The organism is Caballeronia glathei (assembly GCF_000698595.1).
Lineage (GTDB): Bacteria > Pseudomonadota > Gammaproteobacteria > Burkholderiales > Burkholderiaceae > Caballeronia > Caballeronia glathei.
The window spans coordinates 15959-33710 of the sequence record NZ_JFHC01000041.1 but is presented as its reverse complement, the minus strand read 5'-3'; the positions used below and the strand labels follow the sequence as shown (position 1 = coordinate 33710).

Here is a 17752-nt window from a genome sequence, read left to right as displayed (position 1 = left end):
CATGGACGTAGACAACCTGATCGACATGGCGAACCGGATCGGCGAGTTCTTCGACTCGCTGCCGGATCAGCACGAAGCGGCGGACAGCGTCGCGGATCACATCCGCAAGTTCTGGGAACCGCGCATGCGGCTCGCGATCCTCAACTCGCTCGACAATCCCGAGGCGAGCGCCGCGATGCACGCGATCGTGCGCGAGGCGCTCGAGACGCACCGGAAGGATCTGACACCGGCCGCGGCAACCGCCTGAGCCAGCGCGGGTACCGAGCACGAAACAATACCGCCCGATTCAGGGCGGTATTGTTTTGTCCGGCGTTCATGTCTTTTGCTGCGGCAAGCGCCACTCGAGAACGGGCGAGGCGCCCTAGTCTTCCTTGTATTCGCGCTCGGGCGACTCGGAGGCCGCACTCGCGCCGAACCACATTTCGCAGTGGCGCAGCAGGCCGTTCACGTCCGACGGCGCCCGCCCGCGCGCGGCGATGTAGCCGTCCGGGCGCACCAGATAGAACGAGGGACGCGTGCGCCCGTAGTTGTCCGTCAGCGATCGCGCACCCTCGCCGTGCGTGTCCGTTATGCGCCAGACGCGCACCGCGTTGGGCAGGATCCGTTCGAGCGCGTCCCCGAGGCTGCCGAGGTCGTTGTCCCGCATCGCATGCGCGATCGAAATGGTCGCCGGCGCGAGCGCGATGTCGTCTTCTCCGGTCGGCGTGACGAGCAGGAACAGCGAGAACCAGGCCGGGTCGTGCAGGTCGTAGAGGCAGCACACGCCCGGCGCGCGCCCGAGCGGGCCGTCCACCACGTGCACCCGCGCATCCGGCGCGCGCTCGCCCGCCCGCGGGCCGCCGTCGAGCAGCCGCTCGAGCGTGAGCGGACTGCGCCGGTACTGGATCGACAGCTCGCTCACGGTGCGCCGCATCGCGTCGCGCAGCGGCCCGATCGCGGCGAGCGCGGGCATCACGTGGTCGCGCATCAGCTTCATCGGGCCGTGTTCCGCGCCCGCCATCTGCGTGAGCATGTTGCTTTGCCGCAGCACGTCGCGCTCGATCGGGTGCCGCTCGATGTGATAGGTGTCGAGCAGGCGCTCAGACGCGCCGCCCGCGAGCATGCGCGCGATCTTCCAGCCGAGGTTCAGCGCTTCCTGTATGCCCGTGTTCATGCCCTGCGCGCCGGCGGGGCTGTGCACGTGCGCGGCGTCGCCGGCGAGGAAAATGCGGTCCACGCGCAGCCGGTCCACCATGCGGCTGTTCAGCTGGAAATGCGACGACCAGCCGAGATTCGAGAGCTTCACGCGATGATGCACGCGCCGCTCGACGAGGGCGCGGCATTCCTCGAGGGTCGGGCGCGCGCCGGCGGCGGGCGGGGTCGGGAGGTCGGCGATCAGGCGCGCGCGGCCCCCGCCCATCGGAAAGAGCGCGGCGAGGCCCTCGCCCGACGCGAAGATGTGGAACTCGTCGTCGGGCCAGTCGGAGTCGGCCTGCACGTCGGCGAGCAGGAACGTCTGCTCGTAGGTCTTGCCGGCAAAGCCGATGTCGAGCCGGTGCCGCACGAGGCTGTGCGCGCCGTCGGCGGCGATCATGTACGACGGCCGCAGCGTTTCCTCGCGTCCGTTCGGATGCCGCAGCGACGCCTGCACGCCCGCCGCGCCCTGCGAGAAGTCGTGCAGTTCGACGCCGCGCTCGATGCGCACGCTGAACGTTTTCAGATGCTCGGTCAGGAGCCGCTCGGTTTCGGACTGGTCGAGGAACAGCAGATACGGATAGCGCGTCTGGAGGGGATCGAAGTCGAGCCGGGCGAGCCGCTGGCCGTTCGAATACAGGTTGGCGACGCGCGCGCGATGGCCGAGTTCGAGAAACGGCGCGACGATGCGATGCTGCTCGAAGAGCTCGAGCGTGCGCGCCTGGAGACCGATCGCACGGGAATACGGTGAGGGCTCGTGCGCCTTGTCGATGAGGCGCACCGGAATGTGCGCGCGGGCGAGGCTCATCGCGGCGGCGAGGCCCGTCGGACCCGCGCCGACGATCAGGACAGGCGCCACATCCAGTTTGTCGTGCGGATTCAGCTTTGGGGCGAACATGCACTCCTCCCTGCAACGTCACGCCGTCTAGTGTACCGCGCTCATCCTGAATTTCGGCTTTCGGCGAGCCGCGACAAGGCTTCGCCCGGCCTCAGCGGCCGTGCGGCCGCGCGTGCAGCGCACAACGGTGCTCGGTCGTGCCGAGCTCGACCTGGAGCGTCGCGTGGTGCATCGCGTAGTCGTCGCGCAGCGTCTTCACGACGCCGTCGACGAACGTGTCGCCGGGATGGCCCTGCCGCATCACGAGATGCACGGTCATCGCGTTCTCGGTGGTCGAAAGCGCCCACACGTGCAGATCGTGGACATCGTCGACGCCCGGCAGATCCGACAGGTAGCGCTCGATGCGCGGCATGTCCACCGTCGACGGCACCGCGGCCATCGCGAGCCGCATTGCGTCGCGCCCGAGCCCCCACGTGCCGTAGACGATCACCGACACCACGATGAGGCTCATCACCGGGTCGATCCAGCTCCAGCCGGTGTAGAGGATCGCGAGCCCGCTCACCGCGACCGCGGCGGAGATCGCGGCGTCGGCCGCCATGTGCAGGAACGCGCCGCGAACGTTCAGGTCTTCCTTGCTGCCGCGCATGAAGAGCCACGCGCTGAAGCCGTTCACCACGAGCCCGAGCGTCGCGACGACGAACACGTCGAAGCCCGCGACGGGCGCCGGGTTCAGAAGACGCTGGATCGCCTCGAGCACGATCGCGCCGCACGCGAAGAGCAGCAGCGCGGCGTTGGCGAGCGACGCGAGTATCGACGAGCTGCCAAGGCCGAACGTATAGCGCGACGACGGCTGGCGGGTGCCGAGCCAGACCGCGCCCCACGCGAGCAGAAGGCCGAGAACGTCGGACAGATTGTGGCCGGCGTCGGCGAGGAGCGCCGTCGAGTGGGCAAGAAAGCCGTATACCGCCTGCACGGCGACGATCACCAGGTTCAGCCCGACCGCGAGCGCGAACGTGCGTCCCTGCCCCGCCCGCGGCGCCTGGTGGTGGTGATGGCCGCCATGGCCGTGATCATGGCTATGGCCGTGCCCATGGTCATGCTCGTGGTCATGGTCATGACCGTGCGGATGCGTTGTCATTTACTCGTTGTCCGGTCTGAAGTCGGTCTGCGGCTCGGCGACGTGCTCGAGCATTTCCGCCAGCATGCCGCTGATGTGCCGGTCCGCGGCGAGGTAGAACACCTGCTTGCCCTGCCGCTCGGCGCGCACGATCCGCGCCGCCCGCAAGAGCCGCAAGTGGTGGCTCACGAGCGACGCCGACAATCCCAGCGACTCCGCAATCGCGCCCACCGCCCGCTTTTCGTCGGCACACGCGAGCACGATGCGCAGCCGCGTCGGGTCGCCGAGCAGGCGGAACAGGTCGGCGAGCGGGACGACGCGATCGTCGGAGGGAGGGAAAGTCGAGGCCACGTGCCAATCTGACAAACACTTGAATACGTGTTCATATGTTAGGTGCGACGAAGGCAAAATGTCAATCGTCTACGGACGGGGTCGAGTGTGTGGGAAAATGCGGGGTTTGCATTACTTTCCCGTCATGAACACTGTATTCGCCCGCGGTTTCGCGGCCCATCGTGACGGCCGCCTGACCGAAGCGGAGCGCGCCTACGAAGCCGCGCTTGCCGCCGAACCTCGCCACGTCGACGCGCTGCATCTGCTCGGCGTGCTGCGCCATCAGCAAGGCCAGCACGCGGAAGCGGCCGAGCTCGTGCGCCGCGCGGTGGACCTGCGCCCGACCGACGCCGGCCTGCAGCTCAACCTGGGCAATGCGCTGAAGGCGCTCGGCCGTCTCGACGACGCGATCGAACGCTTTCGCAACGCGCTCACGCTGCAGCCGGGGTTTCCGCTCGCGCAATACAACCTCGGCAACGCGTACACGGCGGCGGGCCGTCACGAGGACGCCGCCGACGCCTTCGAAAAGGCACTGCGCCTTCAGCCCAACGACGCGCCGACGTGGAACAACTTCGGCAACGCGCTGTCGGCGCTGCGCCGTTTCGAAGACGCCGCCCGTGCGTTCAGGCGGGCGCTCGCCATTCGTCCACGACATGCCGGCGCGCTCAACAACCTCGGCATGGCGCTCAACGCGCTCGGCGACCCGGATGGCGCGATCAGGCAGTTTCGCGCCGCCATCGAGGCCGAGCCGAACTACGTCGCCGCGCACTTCAACCTGGGCAATCTGCTCGATGCATCAGGCCGGCCCGCCGACGCCGTCGCGCCGCTCGAAACGACGATCCGCCTGCAGCCGCGCTTCGCGCCCGCGCATTTCGGGCTCGGGCACGCGCTCGCCACGCTCGGCCGGCAGGCGGAGGCGCTGCCGCAGTTCGAGCGCGCCGTCGGACTCGATCCGAAATACGCGGTCGCGTGGCTGGGTCTCGGCAACGCGCATCTCGCGCTCGGCAATCATCCGGCGGCCGTGCGGGCGTTCGACCAGGCGCTGCGCCTCGGTCCGGACGAGCCGGCTGCGCAGCTGAACCGCTCGCTCGCCCTGCTTGCGCTCGGCGATTACGCGCGCGGCCTCGCCGCCTACGAATGGCGCCTCAAGACGCCCGGAAGCGCAAAAGCGCCGCCGCTGCCGCGCTGGAACGGCGAGCCGATGCCGGGCCGCACGCTGCTCGTGCGCGCCGAGCAGGGTTTCGGCGACACGCTGCAGTTCATGCGTTTCGCGCCGTTCGCCGCGAAGCTCGCCGGCCGGCTCGTGCTGGAAGTGCAGCCTGCGCTCCTCCCGCTTCTCGAGCCCGCGGCGCAGGCGGCACGCATCGAGCTGAAGAGCGCCGCCGACGCCCCCGCGCGCGCCGACGCGTTCTGCCCGCTGATGAGCCTGCCGCTCGCGCTCGGGATGACGACGCTCGAATCGATTCCCGCCCGCACGCCCTATCTCGTCGTGCCCGCCGCGTACCGCCGCAAATGGCGCGGTTCGATCGGCGGGCAGGCAAAGCGCAAGATCGGCATCACGTGGTCGGGGCGCCTGCAGCCCGGCGAGACACGCTCGCTCCCGCTTGCCATGCTCGATCCGCTGTTCGCGCTGGAAGGGATCGACTGGATCGTGCTCCAGCCCGTTCTCGCCGCCGTCGAACGCGCCGCGCTCGACGCGCACCCGTGCGCGAAGGCGATTCATCGCCTCGACGGGCGCCTCGAGAATTTCGCCGATACCGGCGCGATCGTCGACCGGCTGGATGGCGTGGTGTCGGTGGATACGTCGGTGGCGCATCTGGCCGGCGCGCTCGGCAAGCCGCTCTGGCTGATGCTGCCGTTCGCCGCCGACTGGCGATGGGGCATCGATGCGCTGTCGAGCACGTGGTATCCGAAGACGCGGCTCTTTCGCCAGGCCGAGCCGGGAGGCTGGGCGGACGTCGTCGAAAGAGTGGCCGCGGACGTGCGCGGCGGCTGAAAAAAACCCCTCGCCGCGACGAGGGGTTTTTCGTTCAGGCGGGCGCGCGAGGCGCCCCCATCGCGCAATTCATGCGGATCACGCGGCCTTGTACTGATTGCGCGCCGCGGGCGAACGGTACAGCACGAGCGTCGCGATGAGGCCGCAGATCGCGGCAAGTCCCATCCACAGTCCGGGCGCGGCCTTGTTGCCGGTCGCGTGGATCAGGTAGGTCGAGATCGCGGGCGTAAAGCCGCCGATGGTCGTCGCCAGGCTGTAGGCCATCGAGAAACCCGTCGTGCGCACTTCGACCGGCATCACCTCCGTGAGCGCCACCACCATCGCGCCGTTATAGCTGCCGTACAGGAACGAGAGCCACAATTCGGCCTCGAGCAGCCGCGTGAACGACGGGTCGGCGACCAGCCACTGCACCGCCGGATACGACGTCAGGATCGTGAGGATCGTGAAGACGAGCAGCACGGGACGGCGGCCGACGCGATCGGACACCGCGCCCATCACCGGCAGCCACACGAGATTCGACAAGCCGATGCACACCGTCACGACGAGCGTGTCGATCGACGAGAGTTTCAGCACTTCCTTGCCGAACGTCGGCGTGTAGGCGGTGATCATGTAGAACGACACGGTCGTCATGATCACCATGCCCATGCCGGCAATCACGATGCCCCAGTTCTGCGCGATCGACTTCGCGATCTCGCCCATGCCCGGCCGATGCTTGCGCGCGAGGAACTCGTCCGTTTCGCGCAGCGACCGGCGGATGATGACGAGGAACGGCACGATCAGGCAGCCGATCAGGAACGGCACGCGCCAGCCCCACGACGCCATCTGCTCCGGCGGCAGCACGCGGTTCATGATCACGCCGATCAGCGCGGCGAACACCACCGCGACCTGCTGGCTGCCGGATTGCCAGGAGCAATAGAATCCCTTGTTGCCCCTGGTCGCAATCTCCGACAGGTACACCGACACGCCGCCCAGTTCGACGCCCGCCGAGAAGCCCTGCAGCAGCCGCCCGCCAAGCACGATGATCGGCGCGAGCGCACCGATCATGGCATACCCCGGCACGAGCGCGACGCAGGCGGTGCCGATCGCCATCAGCGTGAGCGTGAGGATCAGGCCCTTGCGCCGGCCGTGATGGTCGATATAGGCGCCGAGCACGATCGCGCCGACCGGCCGCATCAGGAAGCCCGCGCCGAATACGGAGAGCGCGAGCATCAGCGACGCGAACTCGTTGCCGCTCGGAAAGTAGGTCTTGGCGATCGCCGAGGCGTAGTAGCCGTAGACCATGAAGTCGTACATTTCAAGAAAGTTGCCGCTCACGACGCGGAACACGGTCTTGAACTTGGATTCGTTGGCGGGGATGGGGTGGGACATTGATTCTCTCGATAAAACCAGCGGCGGCGCTCATGCAACGCCGGCCGGCGCATTCACGACATTCCGGCCGTTCCGGCAGCCGCTGTCGGAATAAGGGTTTGCCCGCTTTCTTCCGCTCGTGCGGGCACGCCCAATATTAACGCGGGAAGCGGCACCCCGCCCATCCCTAACATCGCGTAATTTCGCGCAAATTCACATTAACATCAGCTTACATATGCCTATCTCTCAGCATACTAAAATCGCCAGAAAGCTTTCGGAAGACCTGCGCCTGCGCCCTGCGACGCTTGCCGACGCGCCGCTCGTCGCTCAAATGCACGTGCAAAGCTGGGTGACGGCGTATCGCGGCATTCTTCCCGACGCGTTTCTCGATCACGAGCTTCCCGCCGAGCGCGCGGCACACTGGGCGCACCGGATGACGGAAATCGAAGCGGGCGCAGGCGAGGTTCTGATCGCGGAAGCGGGCGAGACGCCGATCGGCTTCGTCTGCGTCGCGAATCCCGACGACAGCGGCAGCGTGCTGGTCGACAACCTGCACGCGCTGCCGGGCTACAAGGGCGCCGGCGCGGGCAGCGCGATGCTCCGCGCGGCGAAGGCATGGGCACGCGAGCGCGGCGCGCGCCAGCTGCATCTATATGTACTCGAAGCGAATCGGGCCGCGATCGGGTTCTACGAATCGCGCGGCTGGCAGCTCGCGGGCCGCGAAGACGATCACATGGGCGGCATCGACCTGATCGCATTGCGCTACACGCTCGCCCTCGACTGACACCGGCAGCGCACGCCGCCTCATGCCACCGCACGCCGCCGCACGTCATCGTGCGGATCACTAATGTCCTTGCACGCCGAAATCTCGTGCAAGTCAACCGGCGCATTACGTCGACGCCAAACTTCAGAGGGTTCTGATCGTTCTTGCGCTGTGGGCTCCGTATGATTGCCGGTTGATTTTGTCGCCGGTCCGGGTGCCGTGCTTCCGGCCCCACCGTCTCGCGGGTCGCCGAATGACTTTCACGCGGCCGCGCCGGCCGGCCGCCGGGCAGCCCCCGACGCACGCATTCGGAATAGAGAAGACCCAATGAACGCACCCATGATCGTTGTGCAAGGCGATCTGCTCCTGCCCTCCCTGAATCCGCTCGGAAACCAGAGCGTCACCTTCGGTCGCGACTGGTTGCCGTCGTGCGCGCGGCCCGCATTGTCGGAATACGAGATTCCGTTCTACGCCGCGAGGCTCTTCACGCGCTATGTCAGCACGGTGGCGTTTCGCGAGGACCCGTTTCCCTACACGCCAGCGAATCTGTGGGGCAAGTTCACGCGCACGCAGCTCGACACGCGCGAGCCGCAAGCCGCCCATTTTCCGGCCACTGCCGAACCGGCACCGCCCGCTTTCGAGCCGTCCACGGCACGCGCCGCGCGCCGCCCCGCCCAGCCGGCGAAGCCCGGCGGCCGCAGGTTGATCGCAGGCGGCGCCATCGCGCTTGCATGCGCGGCGTTCATCGCGTGGCTGATGTTCGGTCAGGGACATGCGCCCGAACATCAGTCACGCGACGAATTCGCGCAGCCCCGTATCGCGCAGGTGAGCCCGTCGGCCACGGCGGCAAAGCCGGCAGTGGCGAGCGTCGTCACGATGGAAGCCCAGGCTGAATCGGCCATCGCAAAGATCACGCGTCCGGCCCAGCAGAACAAGGCCATCACGGGAAGCGTCGGCTTGCCCGACCGTCCGGCCGTGCCGAAGACGGTCGCGACCGGCCACGCGGAAACGGCCGCGCGAGCGAAGCCCGCGGCAACGCTGGCGGGCAAGGCGAAATCAAGATCGGCGGCCTCCGCTGCCGACGAGGTCTACCCGGCCGCGTCGCGGGCGTCGAAGAGTGCGGCGAAAAAAGCTGCACGCGAGGCGCGTCAGGCCGGCATCGGCCAGACCGTTCCCGGCAGGCGCAACGAAAAACCGAAGTCGGGTGCGCAATCGGGGCTGCAATCGGGGCTGCAATCGGGGCTGCAATTCGGTCTGCAATCGGAATCGAGCGCGGCAGCCGCGACGCGCGCCACCAGCCGCGCCCTCTCCGCCGATTCGCGCATCGCCGGTGCCGAGCCGTCCTATCGCAGCGCGGCCAGACCGACCCCGCGCCAGTACGACGCTCCGCCGAATCAGCGCGCGGCCGACCGGCAGATGAGCGTCGCGGAGATGTACAGCCTGCTTCAGCACTCGCCGACCCTCGACGACAACAGCTCACGCACGCAACCCGCAGCGCACGGTCGCGCCGACTCGGCCGACACCGCGAACGGGAACGTGCGCCTGTCGAAGCAGCGCATCACCGACGCCCCCGCGGACTTCACGAAGTGATCCCTCAACCGATGCAACCCCTCCCCGCGTGCCGCGATCGCGAATCGAGCGCCGGCACGCGCGTCCATTCCGACCAGTCCGTTCAACCACTGCGGCGTACCGCCATGACGTCTTCCACCTCGCTCCGACACACGATGCTCGCCGTCGCCTTTGCCGTTTGTGGCTCGCTTGCGCCCCCCGCGCACGCGCTGGAGCTGCTCAGCCTGCCGCTTTCGGCAGGCGAGTCCGCAGCCGCGACGAAATCCGCGCCGGGAAGCCAGCCTCAGGCACTCACCGTCGACGCCGACGAATCCGAGGACGGATCGGCGGCTCAGGCGCAGGGCAACGTCGCCGAGCTGAAGCAGATGGTGCAGTCGGGCCAGCTCGTCGAGTTGCGCGTGACGTACAACGGCAGCTATGGCGCGACGCTGTTCTTTTTCCCGCGCGAAATGGTGTACTACGTCGCGTTGTTTCAGGAAAAGCGCTTCTGGCGCGTCGTGAAGACACAGGACGAGAACCGCGCCGACACGGTGTATGCGCAGTTCGCGCGCAAGAGCTACAACCTCGCCGAAGGCGAAATCCGCCGCACGCAACTGCAGGCGCAGAAGGCGCTTCTCGAACGCGTGATCGCGGTGTCGGATGATCGGGCAAGGCGTCTCTCCGCCGATCTCGCCATTGCACGGGCGCAGGAGAGCCAGGTATCGCAGCGCCAGCAGCAGACGCAGGCCGAATCGGCAGCGCTGCAAAACGAGAAGCTGGCCGCCGAGCAGAAGCTGCGCGCATTGCAGCAGCAGGTGCAGCAACTCCAGTCCCAGACCGAAGCAGGTCTGCCGCCGGGACCGCCGTCGCGCTGACGCGCACGATCGCATTGAACCGCGCAGTTCGATACAAGCAAAAAAGCCGTTCCGGATCAGACCGGAACGGCTTTTTTACATCCACGACATCCACGAAAACGAAACCCTTGCGACACCGTCGCACGGGCGGCTGAAAGCAAACTCAGAAGCGCGTTTCCCGCGCGACGCGCAAGAAAGTATCGAGCAGCGGCGTGCAATCGAGCAGTTCGTCGCCGCCCGCGCGGTGAAACTCCGGATGCCATTGCACGCCCATCACGAACGGCGCGCGCCGATACCGCACCGCCTCGATGATGCCGTCCGACGCCGACACCGCCTCGATATTCAGATCGCGGCCGAGCGTCCTCACCGCCTGATGGTGGATCGAGTTGACGAGCGCGTCGCGATGCCCCGGGAACATGTTGACGAGCGTCGAGCCCTCGGGAAAGCGGATCGAGTGACGATGCTGGTCGTATTGCTCGTTCACGTGCACGCCGGCCGTCGGGACGTCGGTGGCGATGTCCTGGTAGAGCGTTCCGCCGAACGCGACGTTGATCAGCTGGCAGCCGCGGCACACACCGAGCACGGGCTTCCCCGATTCGATGAACTCGTGCAGCAGTTCGAGCTCGTACATGTCGCGCACGCGGTCGCCGGGCCATTCGGGACGCGTCGCCGCTTCCTCGTAGGACTGCGGCGACACGTCGGCGCCGCCTTGCAGCAGCAGACCGTCGAGATGCTTCGCGTAGTCGCGCAAACGGATGTTGCTCGGGTGCAGCATGCCCTGATGGCCGACCGTCGGGATCATGAAGACGAGCACGTCGCGCGACATCACCCAGTGCGCAATCGATTCTTCGAGATACTGCAGCGTCTTGCCGCGCAGGCCCTTCGCGCCCGGCTCCGGGTGAAAGATCCGCGCCGAGACGCCGATGCGCAACGTGCGCTGCGTGATGCGCTGACCCGCGCGATCGAAGATCTGCCGAGCGCGCGCCGCGATCACGCGCCCGAACACCGACCACGCGGAATCCGTGCGGCGCAGATACGCGGGCGGCGGCTGGCTGCCACCCGGTGCTTGGGGCGGAATCGGCGGCGGATTGGACGCGGTGATATCGGGTGTCGACGTGAAGTCGGGCGGCAGGCCCACGGCGGGCGGCGGCAGCTTGCCGGCGCGGGCCTCGGTGGTCTCGACGGACTCGGTCGCCTCGGCGGCTTCACTGGCTTCACGTGCCTCGGCCACCCGTCGCGATTCTGCGGCCTCGGCCTGCGTCGCCGACTCGACCTTCTGCGCAAGGCTCGCCTTCGCGCCGGCCGATGCCGCGCCGCTCGCCCGCGCGTCCGCTTCCTGCGCGGCCGTCGCGCTCGCCGCCGACGCGCGCGCCTCTGCCGCGTCGTCACGCCGGGCCTTCGCCTTGTCGGCCGGTTCTACGTTCGATGCGCTCGCGGGGGCGTCGGTCGAGGCCCGCTCGGCGGCGCTCGCATCGGCGCCGGGCGCGGCCGCACTCGCTTTGGATGTTGCCGCCGGGGACGACCCGCTCGGAGCCGTCGTGCCCCCCGCCCCGCCGGCGGACGCGCCGGAAGACCGGGCGGATGATGAGCCGGACGCGGTGGCAACGGCGTCGGCGGTGGATTCGATGCCGGTCGTGCCGGCGTGGGGCGTCTTGTTATCGCTCATTCCGATTCAGGCGCTTGGCGCTTTGAGAATGGACAGAAATTGATTATCCGCCTCTGGTCCGGACGCGGCAAACCATCAAACAATTGCTCACATTATTGCCGGAACATGCCCTCGCGTGCATCAGGAAGGATCGTGCGGCTCCTCGAAGGTTTCGCGCAGGGCGATCTGCATCGACGCATGGATCTTCACGCACCAGCGCCACAGCACCGTGAGCAGCAACGCCGCGCAGACCAGCACCGCGATCATGAGGCCGAAAGGCGGCAGTATGCCCCCCGACAGCGCCGCGACCAGCAGGAACACGCCGAACATCGCGACGATCGGAATCAGGCCGGAGATCGTCGAGCGGATCGCGCTCGTGAAGCGCCCGGCCTTCGCCGGCTGCACGCTGAGTTCCGCGAGCAGCAGCGCGAGCGAGCCGAGCTTGCGATACACCGCGACGAGAAACGGCATCGAGATCAGGAGCGCGGCGCTCCACAGCACGACGCGCTGGGCGTTGTCGGTCTGAAGCCACCGCGACAGGTATTCCGTCGCATACGGCGCCGAGTACGACGCGCCGAGGAAGATCGCGGCGACGAGCGCGAGATTCACCGCGATCTGCAGGACGATGCGCCGTGTCATGCTGAAGATCGTGGGTCCGCCCGATTCCGGCACGAGGCTCGCGAGCCACTGCGAATAGAGCCCGAACGTATTCGCGACGGGCGCGGGCATCGAGCGCGCGATGCGCATCGTGATCGGGTCGGCGGCGCGGATCAGGTACGGCGTGAAGAGCGTGGTCAGCGCGGAGACCGCCACCGCGATCGGATAGAGAAAGCTGCTCGTCACTTTCAGCGAAAGCCCGAGCGACGCGATGATGAACGAGAACTCGCCGATTTGCGCGACGCTCATGCCAACGCGCATCGACGTGCGTCCGTCCTTGCCCGCGAGAAACGTCCCGAGCCCGCACGACACGATCTTGCCCGCCACCACCGCGAACGTGATGACGGCGATCGGCCACGCATACTGGACGAGCACCGTGGGGTCGAGCAGGAGGCCAATCGTCACGAAGAAAATCGCGGAGAACATGTCGCGCACCGGAGCGATCACGTGCTCGATGCGGCGCAGGCTGCGCGACTCGGCCATGATCGCGCCGATCAGGAAGGCGCCGAGCGCGATGCTGTAGTCGAGCTTCACGACGAGCAGGCAAAAGCCGAAGCAGAAGCCGAGCACGGTGACGAGCAGCATCTCGTCGCTTTTCGCCCGCGCCACGTAATCGAGCGCGCGCGGCACGATCAGGATGCCGACGACGAGCGACACCGTCATGAAGAGCATCAGCTGCCCGAGCGTGACGAGCGCGACGCCCGCGCTCACGGAGCCCGTCTGGGCGATGCCGGAAAGCAGCACGAGCATCGCGATCGCGAGGATGTCCTCCACGATCAATATGCCGAAAATCAGCTGCGCGAAGCCCTCGCCCTTCATGCCGAGTTCGGAGAGCGCCTTGACGATGATCGTCGTCGACGAAATGGCGAGCATCGCGCCGAGAAACAGCGAATCCATCGGGTTCCAGCCGAACCAGCGGCCGATCTCGTAGCCGATCCAGATCATCAGCACGATTTCCGACAGCGCCGCGACGAACGCCGTCGCGCCCACCTTGAAAAGCTTGCGCAGACTGAATTCGAGCCCGAGCGAGAACATCAGGAACACCACGCCCAGCTCGCCGAGCGTCTGGATCGTGGCTTCGTCGTGAATCAGCTGGAACGGCGGCGTGTACGGCCCGATGATCACGCCCGCCACGATGTAGCCGAGCACGACCGGCTGCCTGAGTCGATGAAACAGCACCGTCACGACGCCCGCGATCGCCATGATCACCGCCAGATCCTGAATGAAGCCGATCGCGTGGTGCATCTGCACATCCTTACAAAAAGTAAACGAAGAAGACGATGTTACCGCATCGACTTTTGTCGACGTGCGGATCTCAAAAACGTTGTGGGGAAGCGAAGACGGGAGACGTCGCCGCCGCGCGAGCGGCCGCCGCGGTCATTGCGGTCCCGGCGCGCGCCGCAATGGTGCACGCGCCGGATACGACGCGGGAAATGCAGAAAGTGGCCGGACTCGAGGCGAAATCAGCCCGGCGCGGGCACGCTCAGACCATCAGACGGCCGCTTCGTTTTCCTCGCCGGTGCGGATGCGGATCACGCGCTCGACGTCGGCGACGAAAATCTTGCCGTCGCCGATCTTGCCCGTGCGGGCGGCGCCGACGATCGCGTCGATGACCTGGTCGGTCTGGTCGTTCGCGACCACGACTTCGATCTTCACTTTCGGCAGGAAGTCGACGACGTACTCCGCGCCGCGATACAGCTCCGTGTGGCCCTTCTGGCGGCCGAAGCCCTTTACTTCCGTGACCGTCAGACCCGTCAGGCCGACTTCGGCGAGCGCTTCGCGGACTTCATCGAGCTTGAATGGTTTGATGATTGCGGTGATACGTTTCATGGCGTGCCTCGTTTCGGGTGGTCGTTCGGATGGTCGGAACTCTGGACAGAATGCTTTCGATTCTAGTCGCCTTTGCTCACGCCAGCGGTTCGGTAAAGCGCGAAGTGATCGGATAGCGCCAGTCGCGGCCGAACGCGCGATGCGTCACGCGAATGCCGATCGGCGCCTGGCGGCGCTTGTATTCGTTGATCTTGATGAGCCGCGTGACGCGCTTCACGTCGTCGGCGGAGTAGCCTGCCGCGACGATCTCCGCGAGCGAGCGGTCCTCTTCCATGTACATGCGCATGATCGCGTCGAGCACCTCGTAGGGCGGCAGGCTGTCCTGGTCGGTCTGGTTCTCGCGCAGTTCCGCCGAGGGCGCGCGCGTCAGGATGCGCTCCGGAATCACGTCGCGGCGGCCATATGCGTCGGTCTGGTTGCGGTAGTGGCAGACCTTGTAGACGAGCGTCTTCGCGATGTCCTTGATCACCGCGAAGCCGCCCGCCATGTCGCCGTAGAGCGTGCAGTAGCCGACCGCCATCTCGCTCTTGTTGCCGGTCGTGAGCACGAGCGAGCCGAACTTGTTCGACAGCGCCATCAAGAGCGTGCCCCGGATGCGCGCCTGAATGTTTTCCTCGGTGGCGTCTTCCGGGCGGTCCTTGAATTCCTCCGCGAGCGCGCCGCGAAACGCTTCGAACATCGGCGCGATCGCGATTTCGTCGTATTTGACGCCCACGCGCTGCGCCATGTCGCGGGCGTCGGTGGTCGAGATGCCGGCCGTGTAGCGCGAGGGCATCATCACCGCGCGCACGCGCTCGGCCCCGAGCGCATCGCACGCGACCGCGAGCACCAGCGCCGAATCCACGCCGCCCGACAGGCCGATGATCGCGCCCGGAAAGCCGTTCTTGCCGATGTAGTCGCGCACGCCGACGACGAGCGCCCGGTACACCTGCCCTTCCAGCGGCAGTTCCGGCGCGATGCCCGCGTGCACCGGCGTGGTGCCGTCGAACTCGACGTAGCCGATGCCTTCGTCGAACTGCGCCATCTTCGTGACGAGCTCGCCGTTCGCGTCGAGCACGAACGAGCCGCCGTCGAAGATCAGCTCGTCCTGCGCGCCGACGAGGTTCACGTAGACCATCGGCATGCCCGTCTCGCGAATCCGCGCGCGCAGGATGTCAAAGCGCACCGACTCCTTGTTGAGATGAAACGGCGAGCCGTTCGGAATCAGCAGCACCTGCGCGCCCGCCGCCTTCGCGAGCTGCGCCGCCGACGCGTGCCACGCGTCCTCGCAGATCACGACGCCGTAGCGCACGCCGTCGAGATCGAACACGAACGGCTTCGGGTCGGACGCGAAGTAGCGCTTCTCGTCGAAGACCTCGGTGTTCGGCAAATCCTGCTTCAGATAGGTGCCGACGATGTCCCCGTCCACGATCAGCGACGCGGCGTTGAACGTATCGGTCGGCGGCAGGCCGCGCTGGATCGGCGCGTTGCTGCCGGCGCTCTCGGGATAGTCGCGATGCGGATGCCCGACGATCACGCTCAGCCCCGCGAACGCCTTCAGTTGCGCGGCGAGCGTCGCGAGCGCCTCGGCGCTCGCGCGGTAGAACGCGGGCCTCAGCAGCAGATCTTCCGGCGGATAGCCCGAAAGCGCGAGTTCCGGCGCGATCAGAAGCTTGGCGCCTTCGCGATGCGCCTCGCGCGCGGCCTCGACGATTTTCGCGGCGTTGCCGGCGAAGTCGCCGACCGTGACGTTGATCTGGGCTAGTGCAATTCGGGTTTTCATGTCGGCAAATGAGTGATGCGCCAAAACGGGGCTCGAAGGCAAACGATTATCGCACGCGGCCTTGCGCGCGCTTTACGTCTTGCGCGCCTGCTACGACTTCTTCCTGAACGGCGTGTGCGCCTCCAGTTCTCCGATGTGCTGGTCCATCGCGGCCGTTTCCGCGTCGAGGAATTCGCTGATCGCGTGCGCGAAACGCCGGTCGGCGATCCAGTGCGCGGACCAGGTCGGCGTCGGCAGGAGGCCGCGCGACATTTTGTGAACGCCCTGCGCGCCGCCCTCGAAACGCGCGAGCCGGTGCTCGATGCAGTACTCGATGCCCTGCATGTAGCACGTCTCGAAGTGCAGCCCCGACACGAATTCGCGCGTGCCCCAGTAGCGGCCGTACATCACGTCGCCGCCGATCATGTTGAGCGCGCACGCGAGCCGCTTCCCGTCTGCTTCGGCGATCACGAGCAGCATGCTTTCGGGCGCCGCCGCGTGGATCTGCCCGAAGAACTCGCGCGACAGGTACGGCGGGTTCCAGTGCTCGCGGTACGTGTTCTCGTAGCAGGAGTAGAAGAAGTCGAGCGCTTCGCCGTCGATCTCCGCGCCGCGCAGCCACGTGTAGGTGACGCCCGCCTCGGCCACGTGGCGGCGGTCCTGCTTCACCTTCTTGCGCTTGTCGTGGCTCATCGTCGCGAGGAACGCCGCGAAGCTCTCGTAGCCGCCGTCCGGCAGGTTTTCCCAGTGGAACTGGACGCCTTCGCGCAGCATGTAGCCGGCGTCGGTCAGCGCCTCGAGGTCCTGCTCGAGCGGAAAGAGCACGTGCAGCGACGACAGTTCGAGGCGCTTGGTCAGCTCGATTGCACCACGCGCGAGCATCACGCGGTCCGCGTGATCCGGCGCGATCAGGCGCGGGCCCGTGACCGGCGAAAACGGCACCGCCGACACTGCCTTCGGGTAATAGCGAATGCCGTGGCGCTCGAAGGCGTCGGCCCACGCGTGATCGAACACGTACTCGCCGCGCGAGTGCGACTTGAGGTAGAGCGGCATCACGCCGGCAAGCTGGCCGCCGCGCTTGAGCAGCAGGTGATGCGCGCGCCAGCCGGTGCGCGCCACCGCGCAGCGCGTGTCCTGCAACGCCGACAGGAACGCGTGGCGCACGAACGGATTGTCGCCGGCGAGCCGGTTCCAGTCGTGCACCGTGACGCCTTCGAGCGTATCGGCCACATGTATTTCGACATCGCGATTCAAGAGACATCCTCGCTGATTGATCGGTGCGCGGGCGTTGGCGCCGGGAAGGGTCCACGCCGCGAAAGGGCCTATTCTCGCGCAACTCGCAGAAATGCGCCGCCGCGCCGGAAGCGGGCAACACGCCGCCGGCGGCCCGCGCGCCTGGCAAATACCTCGCACCAAAAGCATGCTCCCGGGCGTGCTCTCGGCGATAATGCGCGGCAACTCCACCCCTCTTCATCCGGACGCCGTTGACCGCCATGCCGTGGTTCCTCTACCTGATCGAATGCGCCGACGGCAGCATCTACACCGGCATCGCGACCGACGTAGCGGCGCGCTTCGACAAGCATTCGACCGGCAAGGGCGCGCGTTACACGCGCTCGCGCAAGCCGGTGCGCGTTCTGGCGTCGTTCGAGCTGGCGGGACGATCGGAGGCGTCGCGCGCCGAATACCGGGTCAAGCGGCTGAGCGCAGCCGAGAAGCGCGCGCTGATCGCGGGCGCGCTCACGCTCGATGCCGTCATGCCGCAATCGCAGGCGCCGGACGCGGACGCCGTCCCCGCCGGCTGAGCGGACGCATCCGGGCGAACGCATCCGGGCAAACGCAACCCCAGGAAACCGTAAACACAAAAGGCCGCGCACGCTTGCCGGCCCGAAGGCTTCGAAGCGCGCGCGGCCTTT

Annotated in this window: 15 protein-coding genes; 6 read left to right on the top strand and 9 right to left on the bottom strand. The window is 67.2% G+C overall.

The window, feature by feature from the left end:
* The first annotated feature begins 1 nt into the window (after nt 1).
* A complete protein-coding gene (locus BG61_RS23535) occupies nt 2-247 on the top strand; it encodes a formate dehydrogenase subunit delta (RefSeq protein ID WP_035931113.1) in 246 nt (81 codons plus the stop codon).
* 114 nt (nt 248-361) lie between these two features.
* Here BG61_RS23535 and BG61_RS23530 read toward each other — a convergent pair whose 3' ends face one another.
* The 3 genes from BG61_RS23530 to BG61_RS23520 form a co-directional block, all read right to left on the bottom strand.
* Nucleotides 362-2071, bottom strand: a complete 1710-nt coding sequence (locus tag BG61_RS23530; RefSeq protein ID WP_051672750.1) for an FAD-dependent monooxygenase — start codon at nt 2069-2071, stop codon at nt 362-364.
* A gap of 91 nt (nt 2072-2162) precedes the next feature.
* Nucleotides 2163-3149 (bottom strand): cation diffusion facilitator family transporter, encoded by a 987-nt coding sequence (locus BG61_RS23525; RefSeq protein WP_051672749.1) that lies wholly within the window; start codon nt 3147-3149, stop codon nt 2163-2165.
* Nucleotides 3150-3479, bottom strand: a complete 330-nt coding sequence (locus BG61_RS23520; protein ID WP_035931111.1) for an ArsR/SmtB family transcription factor — start codon at nt 3477-3479, stop codon at nt 3150-3152. It lies immediately after the preceding gene.
* A gap of 124 nt (nt 3480-3603) precedes the next feature.
* On the opposite strand from BG61_RS23520, the gene BG61_RS23515 reads away from it, so the two are divergent.
* A complete protein-coding gene (locus BG61_RS23515; RefSeq protein ID WP_051672748.1) occupies nt 3604-5454 on the top strand; it encodes a tetratricopeptide repeat protein in 1851 nt (616 codons plus the stop codon).
* Between the two features lie 78 nt (nt 5455-5532).
* Here the strand turns inward: BG61_RS23515 and tcuC are convergent, their stop codons facing one another.
* Nucleotides 5533-6822: an MFS transporter gene (gene tcuC, locus BG61_RS23510; protein WP_035931107.1), complete on the bottom strand. Its 1290-nt coding sequence runs from the start codon at nt 6820-6822 to the stop codon at nt 5533-5535.
* A 214-nt stretch (nt 6823-7036) separates the two neighbouring features.
* On the opposite strand from tcuC, the gene BG61_RS23505 reads away from it, so the two are divergent.
* From BG61_RS23505 to BG61_RS23495, 3 genes are all read left to right on the top strand, one after another.
* Entirely contained in the window at nt 7037-7585 is a 549-nt protein-coding gene (locus BG61_RS23505; protein ID WP_035931105.1) for a GNAT family N-acetyltransferase, read from the top strand.
* A gap of 306 nt (nt 7586-7891) precedes the next feature.
* Complete coding sequence (locus BG61_RS23500; RefSeq protein WP_035931104.1) at nt 7892-9154, top strand: hypothetical protein; 1263 nt, start codon at nt 7892-7894, stop codon at nt 9152-9154.
* Between the two features lie 104 nt (nt 9155-9258).
* Nucleotides 9259-9987: a DUF2968 domain-containing protein gene (locus BG61_RS23495; RefSeq protein ID WP_051672753.1), complete on the top strand. Its 729-nt coding sequence runs from the start codon at nt 9259-9261 to the stop codon at nt 9985-9987.
* A 142-nt stretch (nt 9988-10129) separates the two neighbouring features.
* Here the strand turns inward: BG61_RS23495 and BG61_RS23490 are convergent, their stop codons facing one another.
* The 5 genes from BG61_RS23490 to BG61_RS23470 all read right to left on the bottom strand — a co-directional run bounded on the left by BG61_RS23490 (nt 10130) and on the right by BG61_RS23470 (nt 17093).
* The gene (locus BG61_RS23490) at nt 10130-11632 is read right to left on the bottom strand and encodes a gamma-glutamyl-gamma-aminobutyrate hydrolase family protein (protein WP_051672747.1); all 1503 of its coding nucleotides are present in this window, start codon (nt 11630-11632) and stop codon (nt 10130-10132) included.
* A 120-nt stretch (nt 11633-11752) separates the two neighbouring features.
* On the bottom strand, nt 11753-13513 hold the full coding sequence (locus BG61_RS23485) for a cation:proton antiporter (RefSeq protein ID WP_035931101.1): 1761 nt from the start codon (nt 13511-13513) through the stop codon (nt 11753-11755).
* Nucleotides 13514-13759: 246 nt separating this feature from the next.
* Entirely contained in the window at nt 13760-14098 is a 339-nt protein-coding gene (gene glnK / locus BG61_RS23480; protein WP_035931099.1) for a P-II family nitrogen regulator, read from the bottom strand.
* A gap of 76 nt (nt 14099-14174) precedes the next feature.
* Nucleotides 14175-15860 carry an NAD+ synthase gene (locus BG61_RS23475; RefSeq protein WP_035931098.1) on the bottom strand — a complete coding sequence of 562 codons (1686 nt, stop codon included), beginning with the start codon at nt 15858-15860 and terminating at the stop codon, nt 14175-14177.
* Nucleotides 15861-15950: 90 nt separating this feature from the next.
* Entirely contained in the window at nt 15951-17093 is a 1143-nt protein-coding gene (locus tag BG61_RS23470) for a GNAT family N-acetyltransferase (RefSeq protein ID WP_035931096.1), read from the bottom strand.
* Between the two features lie 239 nt (nt 17094-17332).
* On the opposite strand from BG61_RS23470, the gene BG61_RS23465 reads away from it, so the two are divergent.
* Entirely contained in the window at nt 17333-17641 is a 309-nt protein-coding gene (locus BG61_RS23465) for a GIY-YIG nuclease family protein (protein ID WP_035931093.1), read from the top strand.
* Nucleotides 17642-17752 lie beyond the last annotated feature (111 nt).

What these genes read in the sequence shown, in the direction of transcription:
- BG61_RS23535 (WP_035931113.1), top strand. Translation starts at nt 2, where the DNA reads ATGGACGTAGACAACCTGATCGACATGGCGAACCGGATCGGCGAGTTC.
- BG61_RS23530 (WP_051672750.1), bottom strand. Translation starts at nt 2,071, where the DNA reads ATGTTCGCCCCAAAGCTGAATCCGCACGACAAACTGGATGTGGCGCCT.
- BG61_RS23525 (WP_051672749.1), bottom strand. Translation starts at nt 3,149, where the DNA reads ATGACAACGCATCCGCACGGTCATGACCATGACCACGAGCATGACCAT.
- BG61_RS23515 (WP_051672748.1), top strand. Translation starts at nt 3,604, where the DNA reads ATGAACACTGTATTCGCCCGCGGTTTCGCGGCCCATCGTGACGGCCGC.
- tcuC (WP_035931107.1), bottom strand. Translation starts at nt 6,822, where the DNA reads ATGTCCCACCCCATCCCCGCCAACGAATCCAAGTTCAAGACCGTGTTC.
- BG61_RS23505 (WP_035931105.1), top strand. Translation starts at nt 7,037, where the DNA reads ATGCCTATCTCTCAGCATACTAAAATCGCCAGAAAGCTTTCGGAAGAC.
- BG61_RS23500 (WP_035931104.1), top strand. Translation starts at nt 7,892, where the DNA reads ATGAACGCACCCATGATCGTTGTGCAAGGCGATCTGCTCCTGCCCTCC.
- BG61_RS23495 (WP_051672753.1), top strand. Translation starts at nt 9,259, where the DNA reads ATGACGTCTTCCACCTCGCTCCGACACACGATGCTCGCCGTCGCCTTT.
- BG61_RS23490 (WP_051672747.1), bottom strand. Translation starts at nt 11,632, where the DNA reads ATGAGCGATAACAAGACGCCCCACGCCGGCACGACCGGCATCGAATCC.
- BG61_RS23485 (WP_035931101.1), bottom strand. Translation starts at nt 13,513, where the DNA reads ATGCACCACGCGATCGGCTTCATTCAGGATCTGGCGGTGATCATGGCG.
- glnK (WP_035931099.1), bottom strand. Translation starts at nt 14,098, where the DNA reads ATGAAACGTATCACCGCAATCATCAAACCATTCAAGCTCGATGAAGTC.
- BG61_RS23475 (WP_035931098.1), bottom strand. Translation starts at nt 15,860, where the DNA reads ATGAAAACCCGAATTGCACTAGCCCAGATCAACGTCACGGTCGGCGAC.
- BG61_RS23465 (WP_035931093.1), top strand. Translation starts at nt 17,333, where the DNA reads ATGCCGTGGTTCCTCTACCTGATCGAATGCGCCGACGGCAGCATCTAC.